At 64.3% G+C, this 18,637-nt stretch carries 16 protein-coding genes, 1 tRNA gene and 1 pseudogene; 7 read left to right on the forward strand and 11 right to left on the reverse strand.

The genetic code is table 11. The annotated features are described in order from the left end of the window. Nucleotides 1-5: 5 nt before the first annotated feature. Both ACFHYQ_RS28605 and ACFHYQ_RS28610 read right to left on the reverse strand, forming a co-directional pair. Nucleotides 6-689 (reverse strand): HipA family kinase, encoded by a 684-nt coding sequence (locus ACFHYQ_RS28605; protein WP_394304256.1) that lies wholly within the window; start codon nt 687-689, stop codon nt 6-8. A 207-nt stretch (nt 690-896) separates the two neighbouring features. After that, nucleotides 897-970 (reverse strand) — tRNA-Ser (locus ACFHYQ_RS28610). A gap of 514 nt (nt 971-1,484) precedes the next feature. Between ACFHYQ_RS28610 and ACFHYQ_RS28615 the strand changes: the two genes are divergently transcribed. Next, nucleotides 1,485-2,219 carry a DUF4190 domain-containing protein gene (locus ACFHYQ_RS28615; protein ID WP_394304257.1) on the forward strand — a complete coding sequence of 245 codons (735 nt, stop codon included), beginning with the start codon at nt 1,485-1,487 and terminating at the stop codon, nt 2,217-2,219. Between the two features lie 374 nt (nt 2,220-2,593). On the opposite strand, the gene ACFHYQ_RS28620 is transcribed toward ACFHYQ_RS28615, so the two are convergent. From ACFHYQ_RS28620 to ACFHYQ_RS28630, 3 genes are all read right to left on the reverse strand, one after another. After that, nucleotides 2,594-2,920: a hypothetical protein gene (locus ACFHYQ_RS28620; RefSeq protein WP_394304258.1), complete on the reverse strand. Its 327-nt coding sequence runs from the start codon at nt 2,918-2,920 to the stop codon at nt 2,594-2,596. A gap of 167 nt (nt 2,921-3,087) precedes the next feature. Further along, nucleotides 3,088-3,222: a hypothetical protein gene (locus ACFHYQ_RS28625; protein ID WP_394304270.1), complete on the reverse strand. Its 135-nt coding sequence runs from the start codon at nt 3,220-3,222 to the stop codon at nt 3,088-3,090. Nucleotides 3,223-3,247: 25 nt separating this feature from the next. Beyond that, the gene (locus ACFHYQ_RS28630; RefSeq protein WP_394304259.1) at nt 3,248-3,676 is read right to left on the reverse strand and encodes an HAD family hydrolase; all 429 of its coding nucleotides are present in this window, start codon (nt 3,674-3,676) and stop codon (nt 3,248-3,250) included. Nucleotides 3,677-4,056: 380 nt separating this feature from the next. Between ACFHYQ_RS28630 and ACFHYQ_RS28635 the strand changes: the two genes are divergently transcribed. The 3 genes from ACFHYQ_RS28635 to ACFHYQ_RS28645 are packed head-to-tail and all read left to right on the forward strand — an operon-like array spanning nt 4,057 to nt 10,210. Continuing rightward, nucleotides 4,057-5,802 (forward strand): N-6 DNA methylase, encoded by a 1,746-nt coding sequence (locus ACFHYQ_RS28635; RefSeq protein ID WP_394304260.1) that lies wholly within the window; start codon nt 4,057-4,059, stop codon nt 5,800-5,802. Beyond that, complete coding sequence (locus ACFHYQ_RS28640; RefSeq protein WP_394304261.1) at nt 5,799-7,046, forward strand: restriction endonuclease subunit S; 1,248 nt, start codon at nt 5,799-5,801, stop codon at nt 7,044-7,046. The genes ACFHYQ_RS28635 and ACFHYQ_RS28640 overlap by 4 nt, the downstream gene beginning before the upstream one ends. Beyond that, nucleotides 7,046-10,210, forward strand: coding sequence for a type I restriction endonuclease subunit R (locus ACFHYQ_RS28645; RefSeq protein ID WP_394304262.1), 3,165 nt, complete (start codon nt 7,046-7,048; stop codon nt 10,208-10,210). Before ACFHYQ_RS28640 ends, ACFHYQ_RS28645 begins: the two co-directional genes overlap by 1 nt. 602 nt (nt 10,211-10,812) lie before the next feature. Here ACFHYQ_RS28645 and ACFHYQ_RS28650 read toward each other — a convergent pair. From ACFHYQ_RS28650 to ACFHYQ_RS28660, 3 genes are read right to left on the reverse strand one after another with little or no spacing between them, the layout of a single operon-like run. Beyond that, the gene (locus ACFHYQ_RS28650) at nt 10,813-12,762 is read right to left on the reverse strand and encodes a DUF3732 domain-containing protein (RefSeq protein WP_394304263.1); all 1,950 of its coding nucleotides are present in this window, start codon (nt 12,760-12,762) and stop codon (nt 10,813-10,815) included. Nucleotides 12,763-12,766: 4 nt separating this feature from the next. Then, the gene (locus ACFHYQ_RS28655; RefSeq protein WP_394304264.1) at nt 12,767-13,252 is read right to left on the reverse strand and encodes a three component ABC system middle component; all 486 of its coding nucleotides are present in this window, start codon (nt 13,250-13,252) and stop codon (nt 12,767-12,769) included. Then, a complete protein-coding gene (locus ACFHYQ_RS28660) occupies nt 13,249-14,460 on the reverse strand; it encodes an ABC-three component system protein (protein WP_394304265.1) in 1,212 nt (403 codons plus the stop codon). The genes ACFHYQ_RS28655 and ACFHYQ_RS28660 overlap by 4 nt, the downstream gene beginning before the upstream one ends. A gap of 539 nt (nt 14,461-14,999) precedes the next feature. On the opposite strand from ACFHYQ_RS28660, the pseudogene ACFHYQ_RS28665 reads away from it, so the two are divergent. Beyond that, nucleotides 15,000-15,215 (forward strand): annotated as a pseudogene (locus ACFHYQ_RS28665) (phosphotransferase); the annotation flags it as partial. Nucleotides 15,216-15,365: 150 nt separating this feature from the next. Here the strand turns inward: ACFHYQ_RS28665 and ACFHYQ_RS28670 are convergent. Together ACFHYQ_RS28670 and ACFHYQ_RS28675 are read right to left on the reverse strand one after the other, a co-directional pair. Beyond that, nucleotides 15,366-16,346, reverse strand: a complete 981-nt coding sequence (locus tag ACFHYQ_RS28670) for a DUF6551 family protein (RefSeq protein ID WP_394304266.1) — start codon at nt 16,344-16,346, stop codon at nt 15,366-15,368. Between the two features lie 343 nt (nt 16,347-16,689). After that, on the reverse strand, nt 16,690-16,950 hold the full coding sequence (locus ACFHYQ_RS28675; protein ID WP_394304271.1) for a site-specific integrase: 261 nt from the start codon (nt 16,948-16,950) through the stop codon (nt 16,690-16,692). Nucleotides 16,951-17,570: 620 nt separating this feature from the next. Between ACFHYQ_RS28675 and ACFHYQ_RS28680 the strand changes: the two genes are divergently transcribed. Continuing rightward, complete coding sequence (locus tag ACFHYQ_RS28680; protein WP_394304267.1) at nt 17,571-17,708, forward strand: hypothetical protein; 138 nt, start codon at nt 17,571-17,573, stop codon at nt 17,706-17,708. A gap of 122 nt (nt 17,709-17,830) precedes the next feature. Here ACFHYQ_RS28680 and ACFHYQ_RS28685 read toward each other — a convergent pair whose 3' ends face one another. Next, nucleotides 17,831-18,124, reverse strand: coding sequence for a winged helix-turn-helix domain-containing protein (locus ACFHYQ_RS28685; protein ID WP_394304268.1), 294 nt, complete (start codon nt 18,122-18,124; stop codon nt 17,831-17,833). A 107-nt stretch (nt 18,125-18,231) separates the two neighbouring features. On the opposite strand from ACFHYQ_RS28685, the gene ACFHYQ_RS28690 reads away from it, so the two are divergent. After that, nucleotides 18,232-18,637 (forward strand): SAM-dependent methyltransferase (locus ACFHYQ_RS28690; RefSeq protein WP_394304269.1); only part of this gene is annotated, 406 nt, incomplete at its 3' end.

Here is an 18,637-nt window from a genome sequence, read left to right on the forward strand (position 1 = left end):
AGCGGTCAGATCGACGCCGGGCCAGCGGCCATCACGCTCTGCGCACCGGCTGGTTGTTTACTGGCGATGGCCTCCGGGTCAAGCCCGTCGGCGGCATCGGGCAGTGGGTTCGGTTCGTCAGCGCACTGCTTGAGGATCTCCACGTCGAGGGTGCCGTGGTGGGGAGGTAGATAGAGTCCGTGATCGTGGGAGTAGATGGACCGGTCCTGGTCGCGATCATACAGCCATTGCGGGTCGTCGCCGTAGCACCAGTCATAAAGTGCGTATACCCCTGCGTGGCGGGCACTGTTGCGGTCTTGGCTGCGGTAGGCCAGGTTGTCACGCTGCTCTTCAGCATGCTCGATAGCCTTGCTGGCATGGGCGATCCCCGGTGACAGGGCAATCCCAGGGGCGATCTCGTAGTCTGCGAACTCCTCCGGGATGCGGATCAGAGTGTTTTCGCAGACCGGGGCATCAATGAGTCTGCCGGCTTGGCCCACGACGTACTCGACTGCGAGCGAGCCCCGCGCCCAGTCGCGTCTGCATCCCTCAAGAGTCTTGATGAAGTAGTCGTGATCGTCGTCGGCAATGCCACGGAAGGGGCTTGCCCAGCTCTGCCCACCCGGGGCGAGGATCGCGACGAGGCGCAGGGTGTTGTAGCTGTCGGTCCGTCCGCTAACCAGGCCGTCCCAGTCAGTCAGTGCGACCACGACGACCTCCCGCCCGCATGCCGCTGATTCACTGCCGCAGAGTAGATCGGTGTGGGCTCGCACGTGCGGTGGTTACAGAAACCGGATCTCCGAACTCGCTGCTGTACGGCCCTCCGTTGGGCTGAAGCCGCCACAAGTCAGAAATGATCAACGGCGTCGGACCGAAGCGAAGTCGCTGGTCAGACGCCGTTTTGGCTGAGTGGGCGGAGAGCGTGGGATTCGAACCCACGAGGACCGTCACCGGCCCTAGCGGCTTTCAAGAGCGCTACGGTTATCCCGCCCGCACAGGCCCTGACCTGGGGATCGACTCTATCCGAAGATCGGGTCAAGGAAGATCATCCCACCTATATCCCGCAAGCTCCACTGCTGTACAGTGCGAAGCTTTGGGGATTCCAGAGTCCTTCGTGGCTTCGTACGACTGGTGCCAACTGATTACAGTCGGATCACTGCTGGGGCCCGATGGCGAGCACACCAATCTCGCTGCCGCAGCTCGCTCCGTCTGCCACTCGTCGTTCTCAGGCTTCCACCGCACAGCAGCAAGTGTCGCTCCGGCCTGGAAATCTTAAAGTCTCCTCTGTGAGATGTATGAGCAAGCCTTGCCGGGCGAGAGTCCGCAGTACGGGTATTGCTCTGCGACTGCATGGACGTCGACCGCGCCAAGGTTAATCAATTGGAGACAATTAGAGGTCGTCCCGTAGCCTTGCTGTTACAGAGGCTGTGTAAGGTGGGCCATCCAGGAATAAAGATCATCTCGGGGCATAGTTCACTCCTTCGCAGTCTAGAGGGGATCACGACATGAACGGTCAGCACCCGGATGCCCAAAAACAGCCCCCATACGGCCCCTACGGATCTCCCAGTGGCTACGGCTACCCGGCCTACACGCCTCCTGGCCGCACGACCGGATTTGCTATCGCCTCTCTGATTCTCGGCCTTACCTGGATCTGTTGGCTGGGTAGCATCCTCGCAGTCATCTTCGGGCATGTTGCTTTATCGCAGAACAGGAACCGCGGTGCCGGCGGAAAGGGACTAGCGATAACAGGTCTTGTCCTTGGCTACATCGGTACCGTAACTCTCGTGATCTCTATCGCTGTCGCCATTGCTGCACCGCAGTCCGCACCTTTCGGGAATACGGGCACAATAGAGGCAACTTCGAAGAGTTATTCAAACAAGGAAGAGATTGCTGCAATCCTCAAGGATCACGGAATCGCCTGCAATGACTCATGGAGTGCCAATTTTCTTACCGCTACTGGGGAAAAATTAACCGCTCTAGAGTGCGCTGTGACAGGAGTCGAAAACGGCGGCACTTGGATTCAGACCTTCGCAACCAAGAGTGAAAACGAAGCCTTTGTGAAGTATGTCTTTAGTCCAGAAGCGAAGTTTGTCAGTCCAGACTTCGACTTCAAGGTCGTTGTCGGAGAGAACTTCGTCGTCCATGCGTCTTACTTCGACAATCCTGAAGAAGTGGCCAATTTGTTGGGTGGCACAGTGATCGATGCGGATTCGCTTTTCTCAAGCTTCTCAGCAGGTTGACACCCGGCGTTCCTGGACCTTCCGCTTTCAGGCGGAACAATCGCCCTGCTCCCTTGCTGGAGGCCGAGGTCAGAGGGTGGTGTACGGCTGCCGCCGGATGTCCATGGTGGCCGACGTTGTCGTCACTGTTGTCGTCACCGCGAGCCAACGTCCCCTCCGCTTCCGTGGAGGATCTTGATGGTCTGGAGTACGTCTGTGTGACCACCTAGTGACGCCGTTGCGGCGGACCACCGCGGGCGCACTCGCCACCGAATGACAAAATGCCAGTTCCTCGCCTGAGACGATCGGCGCCGCGACACCCGGTGAAGTCGGCATGCCCTACGGGACTACAACCAAAGCATCCCTGCCCGCGCAGCAGCCAGCAGGCGCAGGCGCTACTCTCCATTGGGTCGAGTTTTTCCCGAACGGGCAGTGTTTTCTGCTTCTCTCGCTGTCTTTCTGCGTGCCGCTCGTTCAGCTGCACCTGCTCGTTTCTCAATAGCTATCTTAACGATTCTTTCTTCTTGTTCTCTAGTCGCTTTTGCTAGTTCACGCCGGAGGGCTTCGGCTTCTTCTTGGCGTTGTTTACGATCCGCTCTCTCGGCCTCTCTTTGTCTGCTCGCTGTCTTGCTAGACCGATTCCCTTCGGGCAAATACCCTTTTGCGATAGGCGCTCGAAGAACTGCTTGTTCCGGAGAGAGAGGTTTTTTCTTCTTTTTCATGATAAAATCTTTGACCGAATGATGAGCCAGTGAACAATCCCATTATGCCTGACCTTACCGATCGACGACAAGACGAGATGGTGCGGAACGCCCACTTGGGCCTACGGCGTCCCGCTGCTCGCCAACCGTGGAGGCACGCAACTGACATGAACGCCAGCACCGGTCGGTCACGTACTCGTCGGCAGGATTTCCATCGCCTGGAGCACGTCCGCGACTGCATAGTCGGCCTGGTCGTCGACGCTGGGCCAGCTGCCCCGGTCGACCCAGATCGTACGGAGACCGGCGGCGCGTCCGCCGGCTATGTCTCGGCGGTGGGGTTGTCACCGATCACCCATCCGCCCTCGGCGAGAGCCACGCCGCAACGCTTGGCCGCGATCTCGAACAGAGCAGCCTCGGGCTTGCGATGCCCTCGGCTCCCGACAGCACGTAGGCGTCTACAGCCTCGGCCAACCCGGTTTTCTGGATCTTCCCGAGCTGGTTGTCCGCCATGCCATTGGTGGTGATCGCCACCCGCCACCCGGACATGCGTAACCGGGCCAGGCCGCCCAGGACTTCAGGCCGACAGCGCACGAGGTACGGCCTCCGCCGCCGGTAGCGACCCCACAGCTCCTCGACAGGATCAGGCAGGGCGAAGTGCTCGCGGACCTTGGTGAAGAACACCTCACGGTGCGGGTATCCGGCCTGGTCGAGCGCTGTCAGCCAGCCAACCGCCTCGGGTCTCAAGCCGTGCTCGTCGACGAACTCTTCAACCCACACCCGGAACGCCTCGTTAAGGTCTACGAGGGTGTTATCCAAGTCGAGAGCGCGAGCTGCTGCACGAGCCCATAGTAGCCGGTCACCCGCCGTTCCACAGCACACCGGCGTTGGCCAGCGCCCGATCCTGTGCGGCCTGTGCGAAGCGGAGTTCGCCGAGGCTGCCCGGCCTCTCGTTGCTCGTGCTTTGTGTCGGCCCCCTCCGCTACGGTGCGGGAGGGCCTGTAATTCCGCCTGATTTCCCGCGTACGCAGGAGGCCGAGGTGCGCGAAGATGACTTCATGACGCCCCCGTCAGCGGACGTGCGTTGCCTTGCCCGGGCCGCGACTACCCCAGTGGGCCCGCGCAGCCACGCACGTTGAGCGATTCCTGTGAGGAGCCTTGTGAGCACGCTCGGTAGTTTCATTTGGTCGATCGCCGACCAGCTTCGGGGTCCCTACCGCCCCAACCAGTACGGGAACGTGATCCTCCCGTTCACGATCCTTCGGCGCCTCGACTGCATCCTGGGGTCGGACCGCGAGACCGTCCGCGACCTGGCCGCGGCATACGAGAACCCGAACCGGCTCCGGGTCGAGGTCAAGAAGGCCACCGGTCGGCCGTTCTACAACACCTCGAAGTACAGCTTCGCCAACCTTCTGCAGGACGCGGACGGGCTCAAGGACAACCTCGTCGACTACATCGACCGGTTCTCCGCCGACGTCGATGTGTTCGAGTACTTCGACTTCGAGAAGGAGATCATCGCCCTGGAGAAGGCCGGTCTCCTGCGCGAGATCGTGAAGTCCTTCGGCGCGGTCAACCTGCACCCCGATGTCGTGTCCAACGCCGACATGGGGGACGCGTTCGAGTACATCATCCGCAAGTTCAACGAGGCCGCGAACGAGACCTCCGGTGACCATTACACGCCGCGTGACGCGATCCGGCTGCTGGTCGACCTGCTCTTAGCCGAGAAGGACGCCGACCTGACCGAGTCGGGCATCGTCCGCACGCTCTACGACCCCACCGCCGGCACCGGCGGCATGCTTACCCTGGCGGAGGAGCACCTGCTCGCACAGAACCCGGACGCCCGGCTGAGCCTGTACGGCCAGGAGTACAACCCGCAGTCGTACGCGATCTGCAAGTCCGACATGCTCGCCAAGGGCCACGATGCGTCCAACATCGCCTTCGGCAACACACTCACCGACGACGCCTTCAAGGGCCGCCAGTTCGACTTCTGCATGTCCAACCCGCCGTACGGCGTCGAGTGGAAGCAGTACGCCAAGGCCGTAACCAAGGAGCGCGCCGAGGCCGGCCCGTACGGCCGGTTCGCGCCGGGCCTGCCCGCCACCTCGGACGGGCAGATGCTGTTCCTGCTGCATCTGGCACACAAGATGCGCGCGCCCGAGGACGGCGGTGGCCGGGTCGGGATCGTCATGAACGGCTCACCGCTTTTCACCGGGGCCGCGGAGTCCGGCCCGTCCAACATTCGCAAGTGGCTGCTGGAGAACGACCTGGTCGAGGCGATCGTCGCGCTTCCGAGCAACATGTTCTTCAACACCGGCATCGCCACCTACGTCTGGATCCTCGACAACACCAAGCACTCCGACCGCAAGGGCCTGGTCCAGCTCATCGACGGCAGCTTGTTCTGGACCAAGATGCGTAAGAATCTTGGGGCTAAGAACCGTGAGCTCAGCGACGCCGACCGCGCCAAGGTTCTCCGCCTGTACGCCGACTTCACCGACGCCGACCCCGACTTCTCCAAGGTGCTGCGCAACGACGAGTTCGGCTACTGGACCGTCACCGTCGAGCGGCCACTGCTGGACGAGGACGGCAAGCCCGTCATCGACCGCAAGGGGAAGCCGAAGCCCGACTCCAAGAAGCGCGACACCGAGAACGTGCCGTTCACCTACGGCGGCTCGGCCGCCGGTCCTGCGCGCAGGGTCGAGGTCATCCAGGCATACTTCGACACCGAGGTGAAGCCGCACGTGCCTGACGCCTGGATCGACTGGGCCAAGGTCAAGGTCGGCTACGAGATCCCCTTCACCCGCCACTTCTACAAGTACGTCCCGCCCCGCCCCCTCGCCGAGATCGACGCCGACCTGGAGAAGCAGGTCGGCAAGATCCTTGACCTGCTGCGGGAGGTCGAGCAGTGACCGGGCCACTGTGGACGAGATTGCCGGACGGTTGGCTGACTGGCCGAGTCAAAAATGTCGCGACGGTCACGCTCGGCAAGATGCTCCAGAGCAAGGACGGCGGCAGTGACGTGAGCGCGCCATACATGCGCGCAGCCAACGTGCAACCCGATGGCTTGCTTGCCCTCGATGACGTGAACGAGATGTGGTTCGGCGAAGCCGAACTGGAGCAGTTGAGCATTCGGGCGGGCGATGTCGTCGTTGTCGAAGGCGGGCAAGGCGGATTCGGCCGTGCCGCCTACGTCGAAAACGACCTTCCGGGCTGGGGTTTCCAGAATTCAATCAACCGGCTTCGACCCATCGACGACTTCGATGGACGCTTCATCGCGTTCTACCTCATCGCGCTGCGGGCAAGCGGCTACATTCGCGCCTACAGCAACGTCGTGTCGATGCCACACCTTACGGCCGAAAAGCTCGCACGCGTACCGATCCCGCTGCCGCCGGTGGAGCAGCAGCGCGCCATCGCCGACTACCTCGACCGCGAGACTGCCCGCATCGACACGCTCATCGAGGAGCAGCAGCGTCTGATCGAGATGCTCCGCGAGCGTAGGAATGCTGTTGTCAATCGGGCGATTCGTAGAGGCGTGGTGAACGCTCCTATGAACGATTCGGGAGATCCGTTGATCGGCGACATTCCCGACGGGTGGTCCGTGGTTCCCATCCGTAGAGTGGCGACCTCTCTTGATTCGAGACGAATTCCGCTGAGTGCTGAGGAGCGTGCCGAACGGTCTGGGCCGTTCCCGTACTACGGTGCAACATCGGTCATTGACCACGTTGACGACTTCATCTTCGATGAGTCGTTGGTGCTAGTCGCTGAGGACGGGTTCGGTCTCCTCTATCGCTCGAAGCCGATTGCAATCCATGTCGAAGGTCGGATCTGGGTGAACAACCATGCTCACGTTCTTCGTCCTCTAGCCGTCCCTTCGCGCCTGCTGGCAGCAAGGATCGAATCTGAGAGCCTCGTGCCCTACATCGGTGGTTCACGGCAGCCGAAACTAACGGCCGAGGCGCTGATGGGCATGCGAATCTCAATCCCTCCGGAGGACCAGTGGAGTCAGATTCTTGCGGTACTTGGGGACGAGACCGCGAAGATCGACACTCTGGTCAGCGAGACGGAGCGGTTCATCGAGCTCTCGCGGGAGCGGCGGTCTGCGCTGATCACGGCGGCGGTTACGGGTCAGATCGACGTACGTGAGGTGGCGTGATGGCCGATCACAACGAGGTTGTCTTCGAAACCGAGATCTGTGAGCACCTGGCGGCCCACGGCTGGCTGTACTCGGCCAACGACGCCGGCTACGACCGTGAGCGGGCGCTGTTCCCCGAGGATCTGTTCGCGTGGCTGGAGGCGACGCAGAAGCCGGCGTACGAGAAGGCGTTGAAGGCAGCGGGGTCGCAGGCGAAGTTCCTCGACGTGCTGACCACGGCGCTGGACAAGCCGCTGGAGCACGGCGGTGGGATGCTGAACGTCCTGCGGAGCGGGGTGCAGTACATCGGCGGTGGCCGGTTGAAGATGGCGCAGTTCCGGCCCGAGACGACGCTGAACGCGACGACGAACGCCGAGTATGCGGCGATGCGGGTGCGGGTGATGCGGCAGGTGCGTTTCTCGACGGCCGATCAGCGCAGCATCGACCTGGTGTTCTTCGTCAACGGGCTCCCGGTCGCGACGGTGGAGCTGAAGACCGACTTCACCCAGTCGCTGGACGAGGCGATCCAGCAGTACCGGAAGGACCGCAAGCCGCTGACCAACGGTCGGCGTGAGCCGCTGTTGTCGTTCGGGCATCGGGCGCTGGTCCACTTCGCGGTCTCCAACGATCTTGCCGCGATGACCACACGGTTGGAGGGTGAGACGACGCACTTCCTGCCGTTCAACACCGGCTTCGATGAGGGTGCCGGGAACCCGCCTGGTGCGGATGGACGGTCGGCGACGGCGTACCTGTGGGAGCGGGTCTGGGAGAAGCACGCCTGGCTCAACATCATCGGTCGGCTGATGATCGTGGAGACCAAGGAGGAGTGGGACGTCGCGACCGGCACGTCGGTGCGCCGTACGAGCATGCTGTTTCCCCGGTTCCACCAGTGGGAGGCGGTCACGAACATCGTGGCCGCCGTGGCTGAGGAGGGTGTCGGCCGGCGTTACCTGATCGAGCATTCGGCGGGGTCGGGGAAGACGAACACGATCGCCTGGACGGCGCACCGTCTCGCCCGGCTGCACGTCGATGATGAGAAGGTGTTCGACTCGGTCATCGTGGTCGTGGACCGTACGGTGCTCGACGGGCAGCTTCAGGACGCGATCCGGCAGATCGACGGCAGCGGGAAGATCGTCGCGACGATCAGTCCCGAGGACGTACGCAAAGCCGGTGCGAAGTCGAAGTCCGGCCTGCTGGCGCAGGCGCTGAAGAACGGCGAGTTGATCATCGCGGTGACGGTGCAGACCTTCCCGTACGCACTCGATGAGATCCGGGCCGACTCCGGCCTGAAGGGCAAGCGGTTCGCCGTCATCGCCGATGAGGCGCACTCCTCGCAGTCGGGGAAGATCTCCACGAAGCTGAAGCAGGTCCTGACCGCCGAGGAGATCAAGGAGATCGAGGACGGCGGCTCGGTCGACGTCGAGGCGGTCCTGGCCGCGGAGATGGCCGAGCGGGCCGAGTCGGAGAACATCTCCTACTTCGCCTTCACCGCGACGCCGAAGAACAAGACCCTGGAGTTGTTCGGCCGCAAGGGGCCGGACGGTAAGCCGCACGAGTTCCACCTGTACTCGATGAAGCAGGCGATCGAGGAGGGCTACATCCTCGACGTGCTCAAGGGCTACCAGTCCTACGACACCGCGTTGAAGATCGCTGGCAAGGCCGAGAGCGGCGACGGTGGCGAGGTCGAGGAGTCGGCTGCGCGCAAGGGGCTGATGCGGTGGGTGCGGCTGCACCCGACCAACATCAGCCAGAAGGTGCAGATCATCGTCGAGCACTTCCACGCCAACGTCGCCCACCTGCTGGAGGGCAGGGCGAAGGCGATGGTCGTCACCGACTCGCGCAAGGCGGCCGTGAAGTACAAGAAGGCGATCGACGCCTACATCGCCAAGCGGGCCGCCGAGGACGCGTCGTACAACTACCGGACCCTGGTCGCGTTCTCCGGGTCGGTGTCGATGACCGAAGACGAGACGTGGAGCCAGGACTGGGGGCCGGAGCCGTCGAAGGATGACGAGTTCACCGAGGCCAAGATGAACCCCGGGGCGGGCGCCGACCTGGCCGCGGCGTTCAAGGGCGAGACGTACACGATCATGCTGGTCGCCAACAAGTTCCAGACCGGCTTCGACCAGCCGCTGCTCTCGGCGATGTACGTCGACAAGAAGCTGTCGGGGGTCACCGCCGTGCAGACGCTCTCCCGGCTCAACCGCACCCACCGCACCGCCGGCGGGGAGCAGAAGGCCAAGACGTTCGTCATCGACTTCGTCAACAAGCCCGACGACATCGGGGCTGCGTTCGAGCCGTACTTCACCAACGCCACCCTGGAGACCGAGACCGACCCGTACGTCGTCGTCCACCTGGCGAACAAGCTCGCCCAGGCGGGGATTTACACCGAGGAGCAGGTCCGCCAGGTCGCCGAGCTGTGGATCACGCGCAAGGGCAACAACGCGCTCTCGGCGGCGATCAGCCCGGCCCAGCACGACTTCCGGCGTCGCTACGCGGCAGCGATCGAGGCCGAGGACAAGGTCACGCTCAACACCCTCGACCTCTTCCGCAAGGACGTCTCCACCTACGTGCGGCTCTATGACTTCATGAGCCAGATCGTCGACTACGGCGACCCGTACATGGAGATGCTCTCGATCTTCCTCCGGCTGCTGGAGAAGGTCATCGCCGAGTCCTCGTGGAGCGCCGACGTCGACCTCTCCGACGTGGTCCTGGTCGGGGTGAAGCACACCAAGAAGATTGCCGTCGACATCTCGCTGACCGGAGACGGCGAACTGAAGGGGATCAGCGCAGCGGGCACCGGCACCAAGAAGGAGCCGAAGTACGTCGCACTTCAGGTCGTCATCGACAAGATGAACGACCTCTTCGGCGCCGAGTCGTTCGCCGAGTCCCAGATCCGGGAGTTCGTGCAGGGGCTCGTACAGCGCCTGCTCGCCGACCCGAACCTGATCCAGCAGACCCGGGCGAACTCGAAGAAGCAGTTCATGGAGTCGCAGGACTTCCAGTCCGCCGTCACCGAGGCCGTCGCCGACAACCAGGAGGCGCACAACACCATGGCCGACTACTTCTTCACCGACGGGCCTGCGATCAAAGGGATCATCGTGGCGCTCGCCGACGCGTTCTACGAGGCCGCGATCGACAAGGAGGCAGGCGGCCTTGCTCAGGATCTTGAGGTATCCCCTCGCTGAAGCGGCCCGGCTTTGGGCATGGGAGGAGCGGAGTTCGTCACCTGTCCCAGTTTGAAGATCAGTCACGTTACTCGGTGAGCCAGGATGAGGAACGAACCCTGGATCGCGTCGATCGCCCCCAAGCACACTGCATCCCCTCAACGGCCTGGTGTTCGGGCAACTGTCATCCGGCCGCCGCCTCAGCATGCCTTCGGGTTCCAGTTGCTGGCTGCGGGGTCTTCGCTCGTCTGGGGCGCCTGCTCTCGGTGGCTGGGGAGCGCGCGGGCGGCGCCGGCCGGGACCGGCCGGAGAGCCGCAGCCCGGCCGGCTGGCCGACCGGCGCGCGACGCGGGCCGCCGTAGGCGGACCGCCTTGAAGACGTAGAGAAAGTTCTCATCGGGCCGCGCGAGGCCGCGAGGCCGGGTCTGTGTGTCGACCATGTTTTCTAGATCACCTGTCACCCATGTCCTGGGACGGAAACGTCAGGCATCTCATGGGACTAGGCACCGCCTGCTGAGGTCGCCTACCCAGGGTGCCAGGCGTAACGAGGCCAACGAGGTGGAGGCCGAGCAGCAGAGGGGGTGGACAGTCCTCGCCTGGTCTGACCGGCATGCGAGCGAGTCTCAGCTCAGCCAATCGGCGGGGATGAGCTTGGTCCCGCCTCGCCAATTGTGTTCGACGGAGTCGCGGAACCAAGGTTCGGGGAGATTGGCATGGTCGCCGACGATGATCTGTAGGCCGGGCGAAAGTTCCTGGATGACGTCGTACAGCAGCCGGAAGGTCCGCAGGACCGCGCCGCGATCGGCGTCGCCTTCGGGGACGCCGCTCTGTAGGGACATGTCGGAAGGGTAGTGGGCCTGGGTTGGCTGGTCGAGGATGAGGAAGCGGGGTACGGGCCTGTTCTGCCTGGTGAAGTAGCGGTGGAGTGCCAGGTGGGTGGCCAGATGGTAGCCGATCCAGTTGGCGGCACTGCCGATGCGCTCCAGTCGGATGGGACCTCGTTCGGTGTCGGTGACGACGGTGAGGCGGGCGAGGTCGAGGCGGACGCTGCCCTCGCTGTGTTCGAGTTCGAGCTGGTCCGCGTAGGCGGTCATGTCTTGGCCGACCAGGAGGAGTCGTGAGGTGAGCTGTTCGCGGTCCTCGTCGTCATTGAGTTCGGCTTCGAGGGCGGCAACGGTCGCGGCTGCGCTTTCGGCGGCCGCGCGTAGTCTCTGCAGTTCAGTGTCGTCGGTGGAATCGACTCGGGACAGGATCGCGTCGATGCGTCCACGGGTGAAGTCGCGTCCGTCGGCTGAGGTGAGGTCTGTGACCCGGTTGGCGGTGCGCAGCGCAGTCAGGGCGGCTTCGGTGCTGGCGAGTTGGTCGCGCAGGGAACTTGCCTGGCCGTCGAGGGCGATGAGGGCGCTGCGTTGGGACGGCCTCGCCTCGGCGAGGTTCTCTAGCTGCGCTTGCAGCAGGGTCAGACTAGAGCGGAGGGCTGCCGGAGTCGGGTCGGCGTGTTCGGTCTCGTGCCCGCAAGCCGGGCAGGTGGGGGAAACCGAGGGCCCGGATTCGCGCGCGGCGTTGATGAGGCCGAGGCTTGCCAGACGTCCGGCCTGGAGCTGCAGTGCCTTCTCGTAGTCCGTTTCCCCATCGCGGTGGTCTAGTAGTAGAGCCCGGTCGGCCATGACCCGGCCGAGGTCGGCCCGTAACGTCTGTGCCTGGCGTTCGAGAGCGATGTATTGGTCCTGCTGGGCGATGTCATCGACCGCGGGACGGGGCTGCTGCGGATGCGGCGCGACCCGGGCGCCCTGGAGGACGCGGACCAGCGTAAGACGGTCGGTGATCTCTTGCTCAGCGATCAAACCGACGGCGTGGGCCTCGCTGTACAGGGCGCGCAGCTCTACATCGATGGTTTGAGCTGCCAGTTCCGCACCGCGAAGCGCGGCTTCGGCGCGTTGGAGAGCATGTTTGGCGCCTCGGAGCTGGGCACGTTTGATCGCTTGGTCCTGCGGGACGGCCCCAAGGAAGTAGGGGATGGTATCGCGCAGGCTGTCGGCGATGCCGCGTTCGCCCTGACGGTGGAACAACGCGGTGGAGCTGGCGATCTCGTTCTGGCTCTGAAGGCAGAGCAGGACGGCGTGGGCGAGAGTCGCCTCCAGCGGAGCGCGGCCGCCGGCTCCGGGGTCGGTGATGTTCTCCTCGATGCCGATCCGTCGGCCGATCTGGGTGCGCAGAGTGGCGGCGTTGGTGTTGACGACGAGATCTTCCAGCGCCGGCGGCTGGCGGAGGTCGTTACCGAACTCCAGCATGGCTTGCTGGGAGGACGCCTTCCCTGCGGCGGGTGCGGGGCGGGCAATTAAGACCTGCCCCTCATCCAGCTGCCAGAGGGTCGCATACCAGACGACGGTGTCGGTGATCGGCCCTTCGGGGACCTGGATGGACTTGCGCCCCAGGCAGTAGTCCACGATGGTCAGCAGCGCGCCTTTGCCTGTCCGAGACTCACCGGTGACAATATTCAGACGTCCGGGCCGAAAGTCGACACGGCGGATGGCGCCCTGGGCGTTGTAGAGGATGACCGACAGCAGCTGCACTGAATTAGGGTGCCACACCGAAGAGCGCGAAGAGGGTTGCTGGCTGATCTACCCGGGTGAACCACTTCCCGATGAGCCCGGACGCGCGGACGATCTGGGCGGCGTCACCGGCCTTGATCGGCATGACGGTGGCTGCGAGCGTGCCATGCAGCCCGCCGTCGCCGGTCACCGTCAGCATGCGGTTGGCCATGCCGAACCGCAGCCCTTCACGGACGTGCTCGGTGAGGGCTTGGGCGCGCTGTGGGAATCCCGCCCGGATCACGGCGTTATCGGTGATCCAGGTTGACAGGTGAGTGCGGGTGTCTCGTGGCAGCGTCTCCCGGGTGCCCTTGTGGAGGACGAGGGGCGCAATCAGGAACGTCAGGTACCAGGGCATCGCCTGGCTGGACTGGCGTTCGTACTGGATGGCTCCGTTCGCGGAGATGACAGCCATGAGCGCGGGGTTGAGAAGGGCAGCCGCCTCGCGAGGTCGATCCGCCCACGTTCTCACGGGCCCTCCGATGCCTCGGCCGGGGCGGAGACGCTGAGGAGTTCCTCAAGACGGGACTGGAAGTCAGGGTGCCACCCGATCACCTGGTTCTCGGCCAGCACGTGACGTCGGCCGCGGGCGAAGAACGCGTCGTTGTAGCGTGGCCGCACGTTGACCGAGGTCGAATCCCGCAACGTGCGCAGCAGCGCCTTACCTGCGGCGATCTTCGTGTTCTCGTCGGCGTCGAGCCCGAGGTCTTCGACCATGTCGGCGAACGCCCGATCCCATTCGTCGCGTAGGTTGTCCTCGAACTTCCCGAGTTCATGCAGGCCGATCAGGTCCTCGGTGATCCATTTGGTCGCCTGCGTGACAGCGCGGTAGTAGTCGACGATCGCTTTGCGGAGATTCACCTCGTTGCAAGCGACCCAGCGCATCTGATGCACGAAAACACTGTCGGCATGCAGGGCGATGACGTGGTTCTCATCAACATCGGCCAGCTCCACAGTGGTGGGCAGATTGTCTTCGCTAAACTGATCACGTAGATGCGAGAGCATGGCCTGGGCCTCGCCGGCGCCCACCCTCTGGCGGCGGCGTTGCAGCATGTCCAGAGCGACTCCAGCCCACCACTTCCACACCATCGACAGGTACAGGTCCTGGTTGGCGTGCGGCAGTGCGGCCCACAGGAGCTTGCGAAGTTTCTCGTCCAGGTCATCGACGCCGAGGGCTCCATCGGCCACGGTCACACGGTTCAAGAAGATCTGCTGTTCGGCCTCGGTGAAGTCCAGGAAGCGCATGCGCGCGTTCTCGGTGATCTTGTTCGTGGACGTGCGTGCCGCGTCGTTGAGCTTGATGACCGCCGCCTGGGTGTTGCGGGAGTCTCGCCGCAGAGCATGGGCGGCGGTATTGGCAGCTGCCACGGCCGTAGTCACCAGGATCAGCTCCGGCCCCTGAGGATCTGTGGGTTGCGCGGTGTTCATCCACACCGTGAGCGTCTTCCACAGGTCGACGTCCTTGTCGCCCAGCGCGATGGCGGAGCCGATGTGATGCTTGGCTTGCAATAGCTCAACCGGGGAACCGGCCTGTTCCCAGGCAACATCATCATGAGTCTCGATGCTGATCGCCTGGTCGGGCCGGTCGGGAGCCCGCTGGAGTAGTTCGATCAAACACCAGTTCACCTGGTAGAGATACCCGATCGCACTCGCGGAGGCGTCGTGCTGACCGGCAGGCATAGATCGAGTCTCTACCGGTTCCGGACCCCGTGTCCAGTGGCGACCGACGAGCGCCTGGTTGAGGGGGTGGACGCCGACGCGCTCAGGTGCGGTTCCAGGTCGCCGGCGCGCTCGCCCCCCACACCTCGGCGAGCGCGGCGCCGATCTAGGCATCGGCAACCTCGGCCAGCGGTAGATCTCGGCCGAGCAGCGCGGTGAGGCGGTCGATGGCCGAGGCGTAGGCGTGGTGGGTGTGGGTATTTGGCGGTGCGCGGGGTGGCCAGGAAGGCGCCGGCGGCCGCGGCGAGGGTGACGTCCCCGCCGCGCAGAGCGGCGACCTTCGGCGCGCTCATACCGGCCGTCCGGCGGCACTGGTCGTGATGTACCGTTTAGCCGTACTCACCTCTGCGCACCGATCAGTACGCCGACACGCCCGGATTCCGTTCCATCGCACAGGGGTTGCGCGGCAGGTCGAGCTGTGCCGGACCTGTGACCAGAGCCGCCTGGCCTGGGCGGCGTGACCAAGCCAGCGCTGGAGCGACGCCCAGGTCGCCTCAGCCGGGGCGCTTCTTCACTCCTTGCACGACGCCACCTGCACCAGCGCACTCACCGGGGAGCACCCGGTCATCTGCCACCACGACCCCGGACCGAACAACACGGTGTTCCGCGCCGGGCTGCCCGTCGCCTTTATCGACTTCGACACTGCCGCCCCCGGCGATCCGATCGAGGACAGCAGCTACATGGCCTGGACGTGTTCTTCGTGCTCAGTCTCATGAGACATGCTGTCGATCACGAGCCAAGCACTGGGCCTCGGAAGCTCTTTCGCTCGCGAATCCCCCAAGAACAGCGCGCCTCAACAGCTGCCTGACACAGTTGGAGCGAAGTGCCCTCACGCCGCACGCGCCCGGGGGTCCAGTGATGATGGCTCAGTTCTTGTCGGGTCGGCCGGGGGCGACCAGGAGCTCCGCCGGGTCGGTCAACCCGGTGTTGTACTCGGTGATGATGATCTTTGCGAGGGGGGCAGAGCGGGAGGAGGAGCCGCCGCCGCCGACCGTATTCGCGATGGATGACTCCTTCCACTGCGCGACCGTGATTGGCTTGCGCTTGCCGTGGCCGGCAAGTCGGCCGCTAAGGCGGTCGAGCCGGGCGCCGGGGTTGCGGTCGAGGACCATCGCGACGGCGCGTAACATGATCCCCTCCCACGTCGCGGGGTTGCGGCCCCACGCGTCCTCGACGACCCGCAGCACCTGCGGGATCAGCGGGGAGCGCCCCTTTGGGAGGACGAGGGGGTAGATCAGGCTCCCGCTCTCGTCCCGGGCAGCGTGCTTCTCGTCCATCACCGCGAGGGCGGTGAGCGCTTGGACCGCGCCGATCTTGTTCGCCGAGGTGCTGCCTGAGATGCCGAGATCGCGGCTCTCGACCTCGGCGAGGATCCGGGTATTGCGCGGGTCGCCAGCGGTGATCGAGACGCGGAAGATATCGAACGGCTTCACGGCTTTGCGGTCGCGGTTCGCTGCGAGGAACAACTTCGCCTCCTGCTCGTCGGAGAGCCCCTCGTAGACCATGCAGTCCCGGAGGAAGTCCGGGCCTTCCTTCTCGACCGCCACCTCTGTGGAGTGCTGGCCGTCGAGAAGGTAGTACCGGCCGTCCTCTCGAAGGGAGACGATCGCCGGGAGTAGCGCGAAGGGATCCCACATCTTCGTGAGCCGCGCTGTCCACGCGGCGTCCTTCTTCCGCTGTGTGGCCGGGCCGGCGTCTTTGCCGGTGTTAGTGCCAAACAGGCGGGCAGAGTCGAGGGTCTGATCGACGTGCAGGTCCCCGACGCGGATCGCCGCGTAGGACTTCCGGACGGCCTTCGTCGCTCCGGCGTGTGCTGAAACGACGGCCTTCTTGTCGGCGCGTGTCACGTATCCCCCCTTTGTAGTGGTCAGGTGACAGGAAGTCACCCATGGGAATTTCTCGCGCGTCAAATTATCTAACGTCTTGTGATTTCTCGCGTTCTTACCACAGCATGCTGTGCCGATGGCGCAACGGCATCATGGGCGGACCGATCCAATAACCCGCCGAGACCGTTTGGTTGGCGTTGGGAGCAAGGTGAACGCCCTGGTCGCGTTTGTCGCGGGCGCGCCCGCGCGCCTACTTATGTGGCCACGCACGTGTCGACCTGTCGTTAACGACGGTGGCATGAAGTAGACGCGAGGGTAGTTAGCCCTGCTCAGCGGCCAGCTCGCGGACGGAACAGAGAGGTCGTCAGCGGGAGCATCGGCGTGCTGCCAGATCGTGTTCGGCGGTGATGCGTGCGGAGGTCTCTTCGCCGAGGCGGACGTAGCGGCCGAGGCTGGCCAGGTGCTGGTGGCGGCTCTTGGCCTGGAGTTCGGGCGCGCTACGGCTGGCCTCGGCGAGGTGCTGCAGGGCGCTGTGGCGGAGCTGGTGCAGGGTCCAGCCGTTACCGTGCGGATCGAGCTCGGCGGAGGCGGTCTTGAACAGGTGCTCGGCGCGGGGGTAGGACAGGCGGCCGCGCCTGGTGACGGGGCTGAGATCACTTCATACCGGCACTGTGACGCTCCCGGCAGCCTTCGAGTCGAGCTCGGCCGACTCCATCTCCACGTGGTCCCTCGCCCCGAGCCCACCGCCCTGGGTGTGGCGGGCAAACAGTTCTGGCTCGGGACCTCCCGTGCTGGACAGGTCATCACCTTCTGGGCGGATGTGAACGTGATCCACCTGCTGGCCGGCGGGGTGCGGGTGAAGAGTCTGGCTCGCATTTGCCGTCGGCGGATCTGGCTGGCCTCCTTGTTCGCCCGGGGCGGTCGGTCGGCGGGTCCTTCCCCGCTGCCGCAGGCCGAGACCGCGCCGCCCTGGAGGTTAAGCGGACAGTAACCAAGTACGGGATGGTCAGCCTGGGTGGGCGCTACCTGTTGGCCGCTGAGATCCTGGCCGGACGGCGGTCACCATCCGGATCGAAGAGAACATCCTGATGTTCATCGACCCCGACACCCGCGAGCTGCTGCGCACCCGGCCCAACTCCCTGATCTGGCAGAAATGCCTGCTGCTACGAGGTGCCCGGCCCGCCGACCCACCTCCCGTTTCCGCACGGTGCAGCGCCGGGCCAACTCCTTCGGCGTGATCACGGTGTGCCGCAGACCGTCTCCCTCGGCCGCCAGCCCGCCGGCCAGGTCGTCACCGTCCACGTCAGCGACACCACCTTCACGATCGAACTGAAGGAGGGGCCGCGCACCGTGCAGCGGACCACCGACATCGCGATTCCGTGACCACAAGGCTCACCGGCCCCGCAAGGTCGGCCATGTTTCCTAGATCATCTGTCGTCCATGTCCTGGGACAGAAACGTCAGGCATCTCATGAGACTAGACACGCGAGGCAGGGTCCGGATCGGCTATTCGGCCTCGGTCTGCTCGGGGTCGACCTGGGGACTGATCTGCTCTGGTGGACCGCCTGTGTTGGGGTCGGCGGCGAACGTCCCGATGTTGCGGACGGTGTAGACGAGACCTTCGGCGATGAGGGCGTTGATGACCTTGCGGGCGGTTCGACGTGCGATGCCGAACTCTTCGGCCATGCGAGGTTCGCCGGGGACGGGGTAGCCCGGCTTGTAGTGGCCTTCCTTGATGCGTCGGCGCATCTCGGCGAGCACTTGCTCTGACTTGGGCTGATCAGGCCGGAAGTCGATCACGAGAGTGACGATAAGAACCGGCACGTGCGGTGACGTTTGTAGACGTTCCGATGCGTACCGATGAGCAGGGGTAGGCAAGGGTAGGCAGTTGCGTTTATGCTGCCCGCATGACCGACGCCAGGAACGCCCTCGCCCCTGATGGGAGAGACGCCGCATCCTCGACGGCCAACGTCGCCCGGATGTATGACTACTACCTCGGCGGCAAGGACAACTACGCGATCGATCGTCAGTGTGCCCAGCGCGTGATCTCGACGGTGCCGTTGGCCCGGGAGATCGCTCGGGCCAACCGGGCCTTCCTCGGCCGGGTAGTGCGGTACCTCGCCGCTGAGGCGGGCATCAGCCAGTTCATCGACATCGGGGCGGGACTGCCGACGCAGGACAACGTCCATCAGGTCGCCCAGCGGGCTAACCCCGCCGCTCGCGTGGTCTACGTCGACAACGATCCGGTCGTACTAGGGCGCGTATTTGGTTGTGATCAAGAGGTGGTCCGAGTGAGGTCTTTGATCCAGATCA

It is taken from the genome of Sphaerimonospora cavernae (genome assembly GCF_042435035.1).
GTDB classification, from domain to species: Bacteria; Actinomycetota; Actinomycetes; order Streptosporangiales; family Streptosporangiaceae; genus Sphaerimonospora; species Sphaerimonospora cavernae.